Source organism: Citrobacter sp. Cpo032, from assembly GCF_030332975.1.
GTDB classification, from domain to species: Bacteria; Pseudomonadota; Gammaproteobacteria; order Enterobacterales; family Enterobacteriaceae; genus Citrobacter; species Citrobacter portucalensis.
The window spans coordinates 124,869-139,698 of record NZ_JAOWGU010000050.1; the positions used below are offsets into that span (position 1 = coordinate 124,869).

13 protein-coding genes, 1 rRNA gene and 1 other annotated feature are annotated in these 14,830 nt (G+C 50.7%); of the genes, 6 read left to right on the top strand and 8 right to left on the bottom strand.

What is annotated here, in order from left to right:
• Positions 1 to 255: 255 nt before the first annotated feature.
• From OGY33_RS21340 to OGY33_RS21355, 4 genes are all read right to left on the bottom strand, one after another.
• The gene (locus OGY33_RS21340; protein ID WP_003826447.1) at positions 256 to 738 is read right to left on the bottom strand and encodes an OmpA family protein; all 483 of its coding nucleotides are present in this window, start codon (positions 736 to 738) and stop codon (positions 256 to 258) included.
• 12 nt (positions 739 to 750) lie between these two features.
• Complete coding sequence (dgcN, locus tag OGY33_RS21345) at positions 751 to 1,977, bottom strand: diguanylate cyclase DgcN/YfiN (protein WP_003826449.1); 1,227 nt, start codon at positions 1,975 to 1,977, stop codon at positions 751 to 753.
• Positions 1,970 to 2,488, bottom strand: a complete 519-nt coding sequence (gene yfiR / locus OGY33_RS21350) for a regulatory sequestration protein YfiR (RefSeq protein ID WP_003826451.1) — start codon at positions 2,486 to 2,488, stop codon at positions 1,970 to 1,972. Before yfiR ends, dgcN begins: the two co-directional genes overlap by 8 nt.
• A 158-nt stretch (positions 2,489 to 2,646) precedes the next feature.
• Entirely contained in the window at positions 2,647 to 3,021 is a 375-nt protein-coding gene (locus OGY33_RS21355) for a DUF2799 domain-containing protein (RefSeq protein ID WP_008785516.1), read from the bottom strand.
• A gap of 215 nt (positions 3,022 to 3,236) precedes the next feature.
• Between OGY33_RS21355 and aroF the strand changes: the two genes are divergently transcribed.
• The gene (gene aroF / locus OGY33_RS21360) at positions 3,237 to 4,307 is read left to right on the top strand and encodes a 3-deoxy-7-phosphoheptulonate synthase AroF (protein WP_048215755.1); all 1,071 of its coding nucleotides are present in this window, start codon (positions 3,237 to 3,239) and stop codon (positions 4,305 to 4,307) included.
• A 10-nt stretch (positions 4,308 to 4,317) separates the two neighbouring features.
• Complete coding sequence (gene tyrA / locus OGY33_RS21365) at positions 4,318 to 5,439, top strand: bifunctional chorismate mutase/prephenate dehydrogenase (RefSeq protein ID WP_003826456.1); 1,122 nt, start codon at positions 4,318 to 4,320, stop codon at positions 5,437 to 5,439.
• 96 nt (positions 5,440 to 5,535) lie between these two features.
• Here tyrA and pheA read toward each other — a convergent pair whose 3' ends face one another.
• From pheA to bamD, 4 genes are all read right to left on the bottom strand, one after another.
• Entirely contained in the window at positions 5,536 to 6,696 is a 1,161-nt protein-coding gene (pheA, locus tag OGY33_RS21370; RefSeq protein ID WP_003826458.1) for a bifunctional chorismate mutase/prephenate dehydratase, read from the bottom strand.
• Between the two features lie 22 nt (positions 6,697 to 6,718).
• Positions 6,719 to 6,844 (bottom strand) — a sequence feature (Phe leader region).
• Positions 6,796 to 6,843, bottom strand: a complete 48-nt coding sequence (gene pheL / locus OGY33_RS21375; protein WP_100250063.1) for a pheA operon leader peptide PheL — start codon at positions 6,841 to 6,843, stop codon at positions 6,796 to 6,798. (Overlaps the previous feature by 48 nt.)
• 102 nt (positions 6,845 to 6,946) lie before the next feature.
• Positions 6,947 to 7,285 carry a ribosome-associated translation inhibitor RaiA gene (raiA, locus tag OGY33_RS21380; protein WP_003031244.1) on the bottom strand — a complete coding sequence of 113 codons (339 nt, stop codon included), beginning with the start codon at positions 7,283 to 7,285 and terminating at the stop codon, positions 6,947 to 6,949.
• Positions 7,286 to 7,554: 269 nt separating this feature from the next.
• A complete protein-coding gene (bamD, locus tag OGY33_RS21385; protein WP_003826460.1) occupies positions 7,555 to 8,292 on the bottom strand; it encodes an outer membrane protein assembly factor BamD in 738 nt (245 codons plus the stop codon).
• A gap of 131 nt (positions 8,293 to 8,423) precedes the next feature.
• Between bamD and rluD the strand changes: the two genes are divergently transcribed.
• From rluD to OGY33_RS21405, 4 genes are all read left to right on the top strand, one after another.
• Positions 8,424 to 9,404 carry a 23S rRNA pseudouridine(1911/1915/1917) synthase RluD gene (gene rluD / locus OGY33_RS21390; RefSeq protein WP_003826464.1) on the top strand — a complete coding sequence of 327 codons (981 nt, stop codon included), beginning with the start codon at positions 8,424 to 8,426 and terminating at the stop codon, positions 9,402 to 9,404.
• Positions 9,401 to 10,132, top strand: a complete 732-nt coding sequence (gene yfiH / locus OGY33_RS21395) for a purine nucleoside phosphorylase YfiH (RefSeq protein ID WP_008785512.1) — start codon at positions 9,401 to 9,403, stop codon at positions 10,130 to 10,132. Before rluD ends, yfiH begins: the two co-directional genes overlap by 4 nt.
• A 129-nt stretch (positions 10,133 to 10,261) precedes the next feature.
• The gene (gene clpB, locus OGY33_RS21400) at positions 10,262 to 12,835 is read left to right on the top strand and encodes an ATP-dependent chaperone ClpB (protein ID WP_020996274.1); all 2,574 of its coding nucleotides are present in this window, start codon (positions 10,262 to 10,264) and stop codon (positions 12,833 to 12,835) included.
• Positions 12,836 to 13,278: 443 nt separating this feature from the next.
• A 16S ribosomal RNA gene (locus OGY33_RS21405) occupies positions 13,279 to 14,820 on the top strand.
• Positions 14,821 to 14,830 lie beyond the last annotated feature (10 nt).

Consider the following 14,830-nt stretch of genomic DNA (forward strand, 5'->3'; position numbering starts at 1 on the left):
CCATAATCTGCCCACGCAGCATGTTTTTGAACGCATTTGGCTGCACCAGAGATACATATAACTAACTGTTTATAATAAAAATGTATATTTATCAATGTGGTGGGTTAAAAGCGTCTTAACTAAGATTCGCGCAAGCGACATCCTGTTAGAAAAGGGCTGGCCGAAAGGCTGGCCCTTTTTTTATCCCGACGTTTACTTCTTTTATTCTTTATGGCAATGGAATGACTGCGCGGCGCGCAGCCAGTTGGGGGACGATTATGGTGTCGTGATCACGACCGCCACGCGGCGGTTTTCAGCGCGACCTTTTGATGTCTGGTTGCTGGCAATGGGATATTTCTTCCCGAGTCCCTGAGTAGTCAGGTTGGTGCGGGGAATATTAGCGCCCTGCGCCCAGGCATCGGCAACGACATTAGCGCGTTTGAGTGACAGAGCTTCATTATAGCTGTCTTCACCGTAGTTATCAGTATGACCATCCAGGCGAGCATGATTTAGCCCGGTAGCTGCCAGTTTGGATGCCATTTCCTTGATCTGTTTTTCACTTTCAGGACGGAGTTTATAGTCATTTTTGTCAAACAGGATAGTGTCAGACAGGCCGAGAGACCAGTCTCCTGATGCTTCAGTAAATCCGTATGATTTCATGGCTGCAATTTGCTCTGGGGTAAATTTTCCCTGAGGTGCCTGACAGCCAGCCAGAATCAGTAAAAGCAGAAGAAACGGGGATAATAAACGTTTTAGCATGTGTGTAATTCCTTATTTTTTAATAATGCGTTCAGAACGCAAATGTTTAGCCTGATACATATTTTGATCGGCAAGTTCTTGTAATTTTTCGGCAGAGGCATGTTCCCACGTCAGCGCAAACCCAATACTGAGCGTCATGCTTGCCAGATGACCATTATGCAGGTCAAAAGGTCGGTTAAACTCTTGTGACAGTGCCGCGCAGATCCGCTGAACCTCATATTCAGAATGAACGCTGTACAGCACCATAGCGAACTCATCGCCGCCAAGTCTGTATGGGTAATGGCGACTCCCCCCAAACTCGGATAACCTTTTTGCGACTTCAATCAGGACCCGATCCCCCGCTGCGTGGCCCCAGGTATCATTAATAAATTTAAAATTGTCGCCATCAAGGAATAATAATGCCGAGCTGCTGTGGGCGGCATCATCATTCATTAGGGCATTTATGCTGCTGCGAAATGCGGCGCGATTTGCCAGACCCGTCAGAGGATCATGTAGTGCAGTACGCAACAGCTGAGCGTTTTTTGCCTGCAGTTTAAGTTGCCACTCCTCCATCTCGTCCAGCAAACTATTAAAGTCCAGGGCGAAGAGATGAAACTCTTCAATGCGTTCCTCTGATACGCGCCGTGAAAAGTTACGGTTGGTACGAACATCATGTACCACCTCGGTAATGTTTTGCAGTGCATCCACAACGCCATTGTGTAAATAGCGAGTGAGCATTAATGCAATTCCGGATGCCAACAGAATGCACCCGGTAAGGACGGCCAGCGACAAATAGATGAAATGACTGATAACGCTATCGCGCGCAGTCAATCGTACTTCACCGATGACGTTGCCATTGTGCAAAATCGGCTGAGTGACCGGTTGTGGGAACAGCCAGTGGCTGATCATCCCGCTGATCTTTTCAGTGGTATCCTGCGCGTTATAGCGCCAGGTGGCGATCACCTTCTGGTTTTTATTACGAACTTCTGCAACGGAAAATTGCCCCTGCTGACCCAGTGCCGCCAGCGTTTCAGTTGCTGCAACACTATCAGAAAAGACTAATGCAGCTTCGAGCGTACGGGTCATGGTAGCGGCAGTCAGATCCAGATTCTTTTGCGCATACTGTCTTAATGCCAGCACGGAAGAAATGCTGAGCAGCAGCCAGATCAGCATCATGGTTACCAGAACGCTGATTATGCTGATACGCCGTAATGTTCGCTTAAACGTCGGGCGTGCTATGGGAGAATGGCCCTTATCCATGCTTATTATTCCGTGCAAGCATCAATACGTCTGGACTGACCCTTACGCCGCTGCGTGAAAGGGAATCCATATTTACGGAAAATCTCACATCTTCGTCTTTAATTATGAGGCAAAAGGCGCTGCCAATAACGCATTCGGGGTTCTGTTCAGCAATTAATAACAATGCCTTAGTCGGATATTTATTCTTTAATTCCACCTGATAAGTAGGGGATTCTTTTCCAAAATAAAAACCGTCACACTGCGAAACTAATATTTCTTGTTCCGTACGGATGATGACGGGAAGATAGGGTAATGCGCCTGCACTGGTATCTTTCAGGACACTGGAAAAACGCGATGAAGAGAAAATACACAGTTTTGGGGGCCCGGAAAGTGCAGGCCAGCGTGTATAACTGACGATGCCGGAAACCATAGCGCGTACCGATTTTGCTTCTTCCGTAACGCTTTGGGCATACAGCGGTAATCCGGTCAGGAGCAGTGCCAGTAGAAGTATGAGTCGGTAAGAATAGCTCATGAATAGTTACCTACCAGCGTTTGCTGTAAAACGTCGAAATACATTCAAGATTGTTTGCAACAAAATAACATTATTTTCCTAAGCCGTCATTATTCCTGGAATAATGCTATTGGTGATTTAAGTTAAATCCTAATGGTTTATAAAATATAAGCCATTGTTTAATTTAACCTTATCGAGGCAGCACCCTCGTTTGCCCCTTGCTGCCAGGCGCTGTGTAACTGGTCAACATTTTCGACAGTATCGCAACTGGGCGGAAAAGTTTTCCCGGTCAGGCCTCTGGCATAAACAAAATCCTGCTGGCAGGTTTTACGTTGTCCCTCGGCGTAACCCTTAAGGTATTCCGTACGATCGACGTCGGGGTCATTGTAGTTGTCGGCAAGCGTTTCATTATCTTTAACGGCATAACCCGAAATGGCATCTTGTATCCCGGCGTCGTACCAGTCGGTACCAGTCCAGGTAGGGGCATGGGTGTAGGGGTCTATCTGACATCCGCTAAGAAGTAATAGAAACAAGATGCTGATGAGTTGCTTCATTGCCTGTGCTCCTTCGTTTTTTTAAGCATAGTGGATCTGAAAATTCGGTGGTGTAAATTTAAATGTACATTTGCAAGGGCTGTTTTTGCCTTGAAATAACATCATGTAAATTAAAATTTACGGATTGTGGATTGAAATCTTTACCTGTTGTGATATCGTTATTTCCTCCTCGCTGAGGATCAACTATCGCAAACGAGCTAAACAGGATCACCATCATGCAAAAAGACGCGCTGAACAACGTACATATTACCGACGAACAGGTTCTGATGACTCCGGAGCAGCTGAAAGCTGAATTTCCGCTGAGCCATGAGCAAGAGGCGCAAATCGCCCAGTCGCGTAAAACCATCTCAGATATTATCTCCGGTCGCGATCCGCGCCTGCTGGTCGTATGTGGCCCATGCTCCATTCACGATCCTGAAATGGCTATTGAGTATGCTCGTCGATTTAAAGCCCTTGCCGCAGAGGTCAGCGATAGCCTCTACCTGGTGATGCGCGTCTATTTTGAAAAACCCCGTACCACTGTCGGCTGGAAAGGGTTAATTAACGATCCTCATATGGATGGCTCTTTTGATGTTGAAGCAGGTCTGAAAATTGCGCGTCAGCTGCTGCTTGAACTGGTAAATATGGGACTGCCGCTGGCAACTGAAGCGCTGGATCCAAATAGCCCGCAATACCTGGGCGATCTGTTTAGCTGGTCCGCAATCGGTGCCCGTACTACGGAATCGCAGACTCACCGTGAAATGGCTTCCGGTCTTTCGATGCCGGTTGGCTTTAAGAATGGTACCGACGGTAGCCTGGCGACCGCCATTAACGCCATGCGTGCGGCTGCGCAGTCGCACCGCTTTGTCGGTATTAACCAGGCCGGGCAGGTTGCACTGCTGCAAACACAGGGGAATCCGGACGGTCACGTGATCTTGCGCGGGGGTAAAGCGCCGAACTACAGCCCGGCAGATGTCGCCCAGTGCGAAAAAGAGATGGAGCAGGCGGGACTACGACCTTCTCTGATGGTAGATTGCAGTCATGGTAATTCAAATAAAGATTACCGCCGTCAGCCTGCCGTGGCTGAATCCGTGATTGCACAAATCAAAGATGGCAATCGCTCGATCATTGGCTTGATGATTGAAAGTAATATTCACGAAGGCAACCAGTCTTCCGAACAGCCGCGCAGCGAAATGAAATACGGCGTATCCGTAACTGACGCCTGCATTAGCTGGGAAATGACGGATGCGCTGCTGCGTGAAATTAGCCAGGATTTAAGCGGCCAGCTGTCGGCGCGTGTAGCATAAGAGGTTGGTTATGGTTGCTGAATTGACCGCATTACGCGATCAAATTGATGAAGTCGACAAGGCGTTGCTGGATTTACTGGCACGCCGCCTGGAGCTGGTTGCCGAAGTAGGTGAAGTAAAAAGCCGCTTTGGGCTGCCGATCTACGTGCCGGAGCGGGAAGCCTCTATGCTGGCCTCTCGTCGCGCGGAAGCGGAAGCCCTTGGCGTGCCGCCGGACCTGATTGAAGATGTGCTACGCCGCGTTATGCGTGAGTCCTACTCCAGTGAGAACGACAAAGGGTTTAAAACGCTTTGTCCTTCTCTGCGGCCGGTGGTGATTGTCGGCGGCGGCGGTCAGATGGGGCGTCTGTTCGAAAAAATGCTCACCCTGTCAGGTTACCAGGTGCGGATCCTGGAACAGCAGGACTGGGATCGCGCGCCGGAGATCGTCTCTGATGCCGGCATGGTGATCGTCAGCGTGCCGATCCACGTCACCGAGCAGGTGATCGCCAAACTACCGCGTCTGCCGTCTGACTGCATCCTGGTGGATCTGGCTTCGGTGAAAAATGGTCCTTTACAGGCGATGCTGGCTGCACATGATGGCCCGGTGGTGGGGTTACACCCAATGTTTGGTCCGGACAGCGGCAGTCTGGCCAAGCAGGTCGTCGTTTGGTGTGACGGACGTCAGCCGGAAGCTTATCAGTGGTTTCTGGAACAGATTCAGGTATGGGGTGCGCGACTACATCGGATTAGCGCCGTTGAACATGACCAGAACATGGCGTTTATTCAGGCACTGCGTCACTTTGCGACCTTTGCTTACGGTCTGCATTTAGCGGAAGAGAACGTTCAACTGGAGCAGCTGCTGGCGCTCTCTTCGCCGATTTACCGCCTTGAACTGGCGATGGTTGGCCGTCTGTTTGCCCAGGATCCGCAGCTCTATGCCGATATTATTATGTCGTCTGAGAGCAACCTTGCGCTGATTAAACGCTACTACCAACGTTTTGGCGAGGCGATCGGTTTACTGGAGCAGGGCGATAAGCAAGCGTTTATCGACAGTTTCCGTAAGGTGGAGCATTGGTTTGGCGATTATGCGAAACGCTTCCAGAGTGAAAGCCGTACTTTGTTACGCCAGGCGAATGATAGCCGTCCTTAATTAAGATGCCGGATGGCGGCTTCGCCTTATCCGGCCTTCAAAAATCGTATGAATCGTAGGCCGGATAAGCGTAGCGCCATCCGGCATTGTCAAACGTTAGCTCGGATCGACTGGCACCACGTTCTCACTTGGATAGCATCCCAGTACTTTCATCGAACGCGTAATCTCACCCAGCTCTTTCAATGCTTTTTGCATCTGGGGCGATTCCAGGTTGGCCTGGATATCAAGATAAAACATCTCTTCCCACGGATTGCCGTGAATCGGGCGTGACTCCAGTTTAGTCATAATCAGATTATGGTTACGCAGTACCAGCAGCGCCTCAACCAGCGCACCGGCCTGTTGTCCTGTTGCCATCAACAGGGTTGTTTTTGCCGGAACCTGATCGGAAACATTGATTGCTTTGCGTGCCAGCACCACGAAGCGGGTGATGTTTTGCGACTGGTTAGCCTCAATATGCTCGAGAACCTGCAATCCATACAGTACGCCTCCGGCTTCGCTCCCCAGTGCAGCCACACGCGGTGAGTTAGCCTGCGCAACTTTTTCCATCGCCGCAGAGGTGCTTTCAGTGTACTCAATCTTCCAGTGCGGGTAGCGATTCAGGAACTTGCTGCACTGCTGGAACGGCTGCGGATGGCTATATACCGTTTCAATGGTCTCAAGATCCGTCGTGCCAGACACCAGTACACAGTGGTCTATCGTAATGGTCATCTCGCCAACGATAGACAGGCTGGTGTGCTGCAGCAGGTCGTAAACGTCGTTAATCCCACCGGAGCTGGTGTTTTCAATCGGTACCACAGCATAGTCAGCCTGTCCGGTTTCGACCTGATTAAAGATATCGGCAAATTTTGCGCAGCCGCTTTCAATAAATTGTTCAAAATGGCGGGCAGCGTATTGACGTGCTGCGAGGTGAGAATATGACCCTTTTGGCCCAAGGAAGGCCACGCGCGCGGAGTGTGGGTTAATTTTGTTCAGGTGCTGCTGGAGCAGTGCCTGTTGAGTCAGGACGGAGTCTTCGATTATGAGCTGGAACAGGCGAGTAATGTAGTGAGCATCAAGATGATGTGCTTTGCCAAGCTGAATGAGTCGGTCCAAAAGGTCACGTTCACGGTCGATATCACGAACCGGACGATGCGAAAGCAGTTTGGCTTTACCAACTTCTACGGCCAGTCCACGTCGCTCAGCCAGCAGGGCCAGTAATTTTTCATCCAGCGTGCTGATCTTATCGCGCAGCGCCAGCAATGGGTTTTCCGATGTCATAGTGTTGCCTTTCTTGTTATCAATAAAAAAGGCCTCCCGTTGTGGGAGGCCTTATTGTTCGTCTTCGCATTCTTTATCACACGACGAAACGCCTCCCATTCAGGGGAAGGTAAAAAAGAATGCGAAGAAGAACGGGACAAGTTTCATGTAATTTTCCTTTGGCTACGTCAGTAAAGTACCCGTACTGTTTTCACCCTGTCAACAAAAAACGCGCCCGAAGGCGCGTTGGCGATACACTCAATGTAAGGGACTACTCTTCTTCTGCTTCGACGAAGTTGGCGTCTTTAACTGAAGTTGTTGCACGACGGGCTTCGCCTTTGTGCTGCACTTTATTGAGCTGCCGTTCCAGCTTGTTGATCAAATCGTTAATTGCTGTGTACATATCCTCGTGTTTTGCGCTGGCGACCAGATGTCCGTTCGGTGTATTGATGGTGGCATCAGCAATGAAACCCTGTGGCTCCTTAGACAGAATGATATGTGGATTAATCAGATGAGTTTGCCATTTTTCTAGTTTGGCGAGACGGTCTGCGACATGCTGGCGAATTGCCGGAGTAATTTCCATTTGTTTACTGGTAATGTTCATTGTCATAAATTTTACCTCTTGTCTTTCCCGTCTTGGTGATTCCAGCATACCGTTCCTAATGTCAAAATGTGTGATCTAAATCACATTATTTTGTCGCTTTTTGTCAAGAAAACCTTTTTGTGAGGCACCGCAGGAACAGGCGATTTTTTACTTGAGGAATACCTGAAAGCAGGCCATATTTGATGGGATGCGTCGGAGCTAAACCGCTTCAGTTGTGGCGTTAACGGATAAAAAAACGGCAGCCCTTGGGCTGCCGTTTTGCATTCTGAGGCAAATCAGGTATTGCTGCTGTTGGCGGCAATGATTTTCGCGACTTTTTCAGCCTGCGCATTCATCTGCATCTGGCGATAAGCGTTTTCCATCAACGGCAGGGCATTACGTGTTGCCTGAGTATCCGGGTAGTCGCGCAGCATGCCTTCCACACGGTTTACCACGGCAACCCATGCGCCGCGGGCAGTGTAGTATTCTGCAACGGAGTATTCATACTTCGCCAGGCGGTCTTTCAGGAACACCAGACGTTTGGTGGCGTCAGTGGTGTACTGGCTATTCGGATACCCACGCACCAGTTTGGAAAAGTCATTAAACGCAGCTCGGGCATGTTGCGGATCGCGATCGCTACGATCAACACCAAAGAATCCTTGCAGTGCGCTATCATCCAACGCCATATTGGTCAGGCCACGCATATACATGACATAATCAATGTTAGGGTGTGTCGGGTTAAGACGGATAAAACGATCGATGGCAGCCTGAGCAAGTGGCAGATCGGCGTTTTTGTAGTAGGCGTAGATGAGATCTAATTGCACCTGCTGAGAATACGGTCCAAATGGATAACGGTTATCCAACGCTTCCAATTGCGTTATTGCCTGTTTCCAGTTACCGTCCTGCAGCTTTTGCTGAGCAGTCGCGTAGATTTCATTTGGCGGATTATCGGGCACCTCTTCCTTTGAACCAGAGCAACCCGCCAAAAACAGGCTCAACGTGGCTGCTGCCACCAGATATTTCATGCGCGTCATGACGTTTTGACTTTCCTCAAAATGTAATACGGGAGATTCTCTGTTCCTGCTCCCGGTTAAGACCAGCTACAATAGCACACTATATTAAACGGCAAAGCCGTAAAACCCAACGTTAAACGAAGAAGCAGTTTATGGCACAACGAGTAGAACTCACCGCAACAGTCTCCGAAAATCAGCTCGGTCAACGCTTAGATCAGGCTTTGGCCGAATTGTTCCCTGATTATTCGCGATCGCGCATAAAAGAATGGATCCTCGACCAGCGCGTACTGGTAAATGACCAACTTTGCGATAAACCGAAAGAAAAAGTGTTGGGTGGAGAGCGTGTCTCCATCAATGCAGAAATTGATGAAGAGGTTCGTTTTGAACCTCAGGATATCCCACTGGATATCGTTTATGAAGATGACGATATTCTTGTCATCAACAAACCCCGTGACCTTGTAGTGCATCCGGGCGCCGGGAATCCCGATGGTACGGTATTGAATGCGTTACTGCATTACTACCCGCCAATCGCGGATGTTCCTCGTGCAGGTATCGTGCACCGTCTGGATAAAGACACGACCGGATTAATGGTGGTGGCAAAAACGGTTCCGGCGCAAACACGTTTGGTGGAGTCGTTGCAGCTGCGCGAAATTACCCGTGAGTACGAAGCCGTGGCAATTGGTCACATGACTGCTGGCGGAACCGTTGAGGAACCGATTAGCCGTCACCCGACCAAGCGTACGCATATGGCGGTACACCCAATGGGGAAACCGGCGGTAACGCACTATCGCATTATGGAACACTTCCGTGTGCACACGCGTCTGCGGTTGCGTCTGGAAACCGGACGTACGCACCAGATCCGCGTGCACATGGCACATATCACTCATCCGCTGGTGGGCGATCAGGTTTACGGCGGTCGTCCACGTCCACCGAAAGGCGCTTCTGACGAATTTATCTCCGTACTGCGTAAGTTCGACCGTCAAGCGCTGCACGCGACCATGCTGCGTTTGTATCACCCGATTTCCGGTATCGAAATGGAATGGCATGCGCCGATCCCACAAGATATGGTGCAGTTGATTGAAGTGATGCGCGCTGATTTCGAAGAACATAAGGATGATATTGCCTGGCTATGAGTAAGCTAATTGTCCCGCAGTGGCCGATACCGCAAGGTGTCGCGGCGTGTAGTTCTACCCGTATTGGCGGAGTCAGTATGCCGCCTTACGATTCGCTGAATCTGGGCGCCCATTGCGGCGATAACCCGGAGCATGTTGAAGAGAACCGCAAACGACTGTTTGCTGCGGGCAATCTGCCGTCAAAGCCAGTCTGGTTGGAGCAGGTCCACGGTAAGGATGTCCTGAAACTGACCGGCGAGCCTTACGCCTGCAAACGCGCAGATGCGTCGTACAGCAACACGCCGGGCACCGTGTGTGCGGTGATGACCGCTGATTGTTTGCCGGTGTTGTTTTGCAATCGTGCCGGAACGGAAGTTGCTGCGGCCCATGCGGGTTGGCGCGGATTATGCGCCGGCGTGCTGGAAGAGACGGTGGCGTGTTTTGCCGACAAACCTGAAAACATTATTGCCTGGCTAGGCCCGGCGATAGGTCCAAACGCGTTTGAAGTTGGACCAGAAGTCCGCGAGGCGTTCATGACGAAAGATCCGCAAGCGGACCTTGCATTTGTACCGCGCGGCGATAAGTATCTGGCGGATATCTACCAGCTTGCGCGCCAGCGTCTTTCCAGTGTCGGAGTCGAGAACATCCACGGCGGCGACCGTTGCACCTTCAGCGAAAGTGAGACGTTCTTCTCTTATCGTCGCGACAATACCACGGGTCGTATGGCAAGTTTTATTTGGCTGATATAACCTAAAGAATCAAGACGATCCGGTACGTGTAATTTTCTTTTCACATAATTCAGGTCATTCACCTTGAATAATTGAGGGATGACCTCATTTAATCTCCAGTAGCAATTTTGACCTGTTATGGGAGGAGTTATGCGTCTGGATCGTCTTACTAATAAATTCCAGCTTGCTCTTGCCGATGCCCAGTCACTCGCATTGGGGCACGACAATCAATTCATCGAACCACTTCATCTAATGAGCGCCTTGCTGAATCAGGAAGGGGGATCGGTACGTCCTTTATTAACGTCTGCTGGCATTAATGCTGGCCAGTTACGTACAGCCATTGACCAGGCTTTGAGCCGTTTGCCACAGGTAGAAGGTACCGGTGGCGATGTGCAGCCTTCTCAGGAACTGGTGCGTGTACTGAATCTTTGCGACAAGCTGGCGCAAAAACGTGGGGACAACTTTATTTCGTCAGAACTGTTCGTTCTGGCGGCGCTTGAGTCACGCGGTACGCTGACCGACTTATTAAAATCAGCAGGCGCGACGACCGCCAATATCACTCAGGCAATTGAACAAATGCGTGGAGGTGAAAGCGTGAATGACCAGGGGGCTGAAGACCAACGTCAGGCCTTGAAAAAATATACCGTCGATCTGACTGAACGTGCCGAACAGGGCAAACTCGATCCGGTCATCGGCCGTGATGAAGAAATTCGCCGTACCATTCAGGTGCTGCAACGTCGTACTAAAAATAACCCGGTGTTAATCGGTGAACCCGGTGTCGGTAAAACCGCCATCGTTGAAGGGCTGGCCCAACGCATCATCAATGGTGAAGTGCCGGAAGGCTTAAAAGGCCGTCGTGTACTGGCGCTGGATATGGGCGCGCTGGTGGCTGGGGCCAAATATCGTGGTGAGTTCGAAGAACGTTTAAAAGGTGTGCTGAACGATCTCTCGAAACAGGAAGGCAACGTCATTCTGTTTATCGACGAATTGCATACCATGGTTGGGGCGGGTAAAGCCGATGGCGCAATGGACGCCGGGAACATGCTGAAACCAGCACTGGCTCGCGGGGAACTGCACTGCGTAGGCGCAACAACGCTTGATGAGTATCGCCAGTACATCGAAAAAGATGCGGCGCTGGAACGTCGTTTCCAGAAAGTGTTTGTGGCTGAACCTTCAGTGGAAGACACCATCGCAATCTTGCGTGGCCTGAAAGAACGTTATGAACTGCACCATCATGTGCAAATTACTGACCCGGCGATTGTTGCGGCTGCTACGCTGTCTCATCGCTATATTGCCGATCGTCAGTTGCCGGATAAAGCTATCGACCTTATTGACGAAGCGGCATCCAGCATTCGTATGCAGATTGACTCCAAGCCGGAGGAACTCGACAGACTCGACCGCCGTATTATCCAGCTCAAACTGGAACAGCAGGCATTAATGAAAGAGTCTGATGAGGCAAGTAAAAAACGTCTCGATATGCTCAACGAAGAGCTGGACGACAAAGAACGCCAGTATTCTGAGTTAGAGGAAGAGTGGAAAGCTGAAAAAGCTTCCCTCTCGGGAACGCAAACTATCAAGGCTGAGCTGGAGCAGGCAAAAATCGCCATCGAACAGGCGCGCCGCGTTGGCGACCTGGCGCGGATGTCTGAACTGCAGTACGGCAAAATTCCTGAACTGGAAAAACAGCTGGAAGCAGCCACCCAGTCTGAAGGCAAAACCATGCGTCTGCTGCGTAATAAAGTTACGGATGCGGAAATTGCTGAGGTACTGGCGCGCTGGACGGGGATCCCTGTTGCTCGCATGCTGGAAGGCGAACGAGAAAAACTGTTGCGTATGGAGCAGGAGCTGCACAGCCGCGTGATTGGTCAGAACGAAGCGGTGGAAGCCGTTTCTAATGCCATTCGTCGTAGCCGCGCGGGCTTGTCCGATCCGAATCGTCCGATTGGTTCATTCCTGTTCCTTGGTCCAACCGGTGTCGGTAAAACCGAACTGTGCAAAGCGCTGGCAAACTTTATGTTCGACAGTGACGATGCAATGGTGCGTATCGATATGTCCGAGTTTATGGAGAAACACTCCGTGTCTCGTTTGGTCGGGGCACCTCCGGGATATGTCGGTTATGAAGAAGGTGGGTATCTGACGGAAGCAGTACGTCGTCGTCCTTACTCCGTCATCTTGTTGGATGAAGTGGAGAAAGCGCATCCGGATGTGTTCAACATTCTGCTGCAGGTGCTTGATGATGGTCGTCTGACTGACGGACAGGGGAGAACGGTCGACTTCCGTAATACGGTTGTCATCATGACCTCGAACCTGGGGTCCGATCTGATCCAGGAACGCTTCGGTGAGTTGGATTACGGTCACATGAAAGATATGGTGCTGGGCGTCGTGAGCCATAACTTCCGCCCGGAATTCATCAACCGTATAGATGAGGTTGTCGTATTCCATCCGCTGGGTGAGCAGCACATTGCTTCTATTGCTCAGATCCAGTTGCAGCGTCTGTACAAACGTCTGGAAGAGCGTGGCTATGAAATACATATTTCTGACGAGGCGCTTAAACTGCTGAGCGCGAATGGTTACGATCCGGTGTATGGCGCGCGTCCATTGAAACGAGCTATCCAGCAGCAGATCGAAAACCCGCTGGCGCAGCAAATTCTGTCTGGTGAACTGATTCCAGGCAAAACGATTCGTCTGGAAGTGAATGACGATCGCATAGTGGCAGTGCAGTAAGTCACAAAACAACAATAAACGGGCCCTGCGGGGCTCGTTTTTGTTTAAAATCCAGGCAGAAATGGATGTGTTGATTGAAAAGTAATCGCTTGATAAGTTTTTTATATTTTTAACTTGTCAGCCTGAAATAACTCCCTATAATGCGCCTCCACTGACACGGAACAACGGATTACAAGCCGCCGGGTCAGCGGGGTTCCACTGAGAACTCCGGCGAAGAAAGCGAAATTAAATGCTTGACTTCGTAGCGGGATGGCGTAATATGCACACCCCGCGCCGCTGAGAAAAAGCGAAGCGGCACTGCTCTTTAACAATTTATCAGACAATCTGTGTGGGCACTCGAAGATACGGATTCTTAACGTCGCAAGACGAAAAATGAATACCAAGTCTCAACGAGTGAACACGTAATTCATTACGAAGTTTAATTCATTGAGCATCAAACTTTTAAATTGAAGAGTTTGATCATGGCTCAGATTGAACGCTGGCGGCAGGCCTAACACATGCAAGTCGAACGGTAGCACAGAGGAGCTTGCTCCTTGGGTGACGAGTGGCGGACGGGTGAGTAATGTCTGGGAAACTGCCCGATGGAGGGGGATAACTACTGGAAACGGTAGCTAATACCGCATAACGTCGCAAGACCAAAGAGGGGGACCTTCGGGCCTCTTGCCATCGGATGTGCCCAGATGGGATTAGCTAGTAGGTGGGGTAACGGCTCACCTAGGCGACGATCCCTAGCTGGTCTGAGAGGATGACCAGCCACACTGGAACTGAGACACGGTCCAGACTCCTACGGGAGGCAGCAGTGGGGAATATTGCACAATGGGCGCAAGCCTGATGCAGCCATGCCGCGTGTATGAAGAAGGCCTTCGGGTTGTAAAGTACTTTCAGCGAGGAGGAAGGCGTTGTGGTTAATAACCGCAGCGATTGACGTTACTCGCAGAAGAAGCACCGGCTAACTCCGTGCCAGCAGCCGCGGTAATACGGAGGGTGCAAGCGTTAATCGGAATTACTGGGCGTAAAGCGCACGCAGGCGGTCTGTCAAGTCGGATGTGAAATCCCCGGGCTCAACCTGGGAACTGCATCCGAAACTGGCAGGCTAGAGTCTTGTAGAGGGGGGTAGAATTCCAGGTGTAGCGGTGAAATGCGTAGAGATCTGGAGGAATACCGGTGGCGAAGGCGGCCCCCTGGACAAAGACTGACGCTCAGGTGCGAAAGCGTGGGGAGCAAACAGGATTAGATACCCTGGTAGTCCACGCCGTAAACGATGTCGACTTGGAGGTTGTGCCCTTGAGGCGTGGCTTCCGGAGCTAACGCGTTAAGTCGACCGCCTGGGGAGTACGGCCGCAAGGTTAAAACTCAAATGAATTGACGGGGGCCCGCACAAGCGGTGGAGCATGTGGTTTAATTCGATGCAACGCGAAGAACCTTACCTACTCTTGACATCCAGAGAACTTAGCAGAGATGCTTTGGTGCCTTCGGGAACTCTGAGACAGGTGCTGCATGGCTGTCGTCAGCTCGTGTTGTGAAATGTTGGGTTAAGTCCCGCAACGAGCGCAACCCTTATCCTTTGTTGCCAGCGGTTAGGCCGGGAACTCAAAGGAGACTGCCAGTGATAAACTGGAGGAAGGTGGGGATGACGTCAAGTCATCATGGCCCTTACGAGTAGGGCTACACACGTGCTACAATGGCATATACAAAGAGAAGCGACCTCGCGAGAGCAAGCGGACCTCATAAAGTATGTCGTAGTCCGGATTGGAGTCTGCAACTCGACTCCATGAAGTCGGAATCGCTAGTAATCGTGGATCAGAATGCCACGGTGAATACGTTCCCGGGCCTTGTACACACCGCCCGTCACACCATGGGAGTGGGTTGCAAAAGAAGTAGGTAGCTTAACCTTCGGGAGGGCGCTTACCACTTTGTGATTCATGACTGGGGTGAAGTCGTAACAAGGTAACCGTAGGGGAACCTGCGGTTGGATCACCTCCTTACCTTAAAGAA

What these genes read in the sequence shown, in the direction of transcription:
- OGY33_RS21340 (WP_003826447.1), bottom strand. Translation starts at nt 738, where the DNA reads ATGCTAAAACGTTTATTATCCCCGTTTCTTCTGCTTTTACTGATTCTG.
- dgcN (WP_003826449.1), bottom strand. Translation starts at nt 1,977, where the DNA reads ATGGATAAGGGCCATTCTCCCATAGCACGCCCGACGTTTAAGCGAACA.
- yfiR (WP_003826451.1), bottom strand. Translation starts at nt 2,488, where the DNA reads ATGAGCTATTCTTACCGACTCATACTTCTACTGGCACTGCTCCTGACC.
- OGY33_RS21355 (WP_008785516.1), bottom strand. Translation starts at nt 3,021, where the DNA reads ATGAAGCAACTCATCAGCATCTTGTTTCTATTACTTCTTAGCGGATGT.
- aroF (WP_048215755.1), top strand. Translation starts at nt 3,237, where the DNA reads ATGCAAAAAGACGCGCTGAACAACGTACATATTACCGACGAACAGGTT.
- tyrA (WP_003826456.1), top strand. Translation starts at nt 4,318, where the DNA reads ATGGTTGCTGAATTGACCGCATTACGCGATCAAATTGATGAAGTCGAC.
- pheA (WP_003826458.1), bottom strand. Translation starts at nt 6,696, where the DNA reads ATGACATCGGAAAACCCATTGCTGGCGCTGCGCGATAAGATCAGCACG.
- raiA (WP_003031244.1), bottom strand. Translation starts at nt 7,285, where the DNA reads ATGACAATGAACATTACCAGTAAACAAATGGAAATTACTCCGGCAATT.
- bamD (WP_003826460.1), bottom strand. Translation starts at nt 8,292, where the DNA reads ATGACGCGCATGAAATATCTGGTGGCAGCAGCCACGTTGAGCCTGTTT.
- rluD (WP_003826464.1), top strand. Translation starts at nt 8,424, where the DNA reads ATGGCACAACGAGTAGAACTCACCGCAACAGTCTCCGAAAATCAGCTC.
- yfiH (WP_008785512.1), top strand. Translation starts at nt 9,401, where the DNA reads ATGAGTAAGCTAATTGTCCCGCAGTGGCCGATACCGCAAGGTGTCGCG.
- clpB (WP_020996274.1), top strand. Translation starts at nt 10,262, where the DNA reads ATGCGTCTGGATCGTCTTACTAATAAATTCCAGCTTGCTCTTGCCGAT.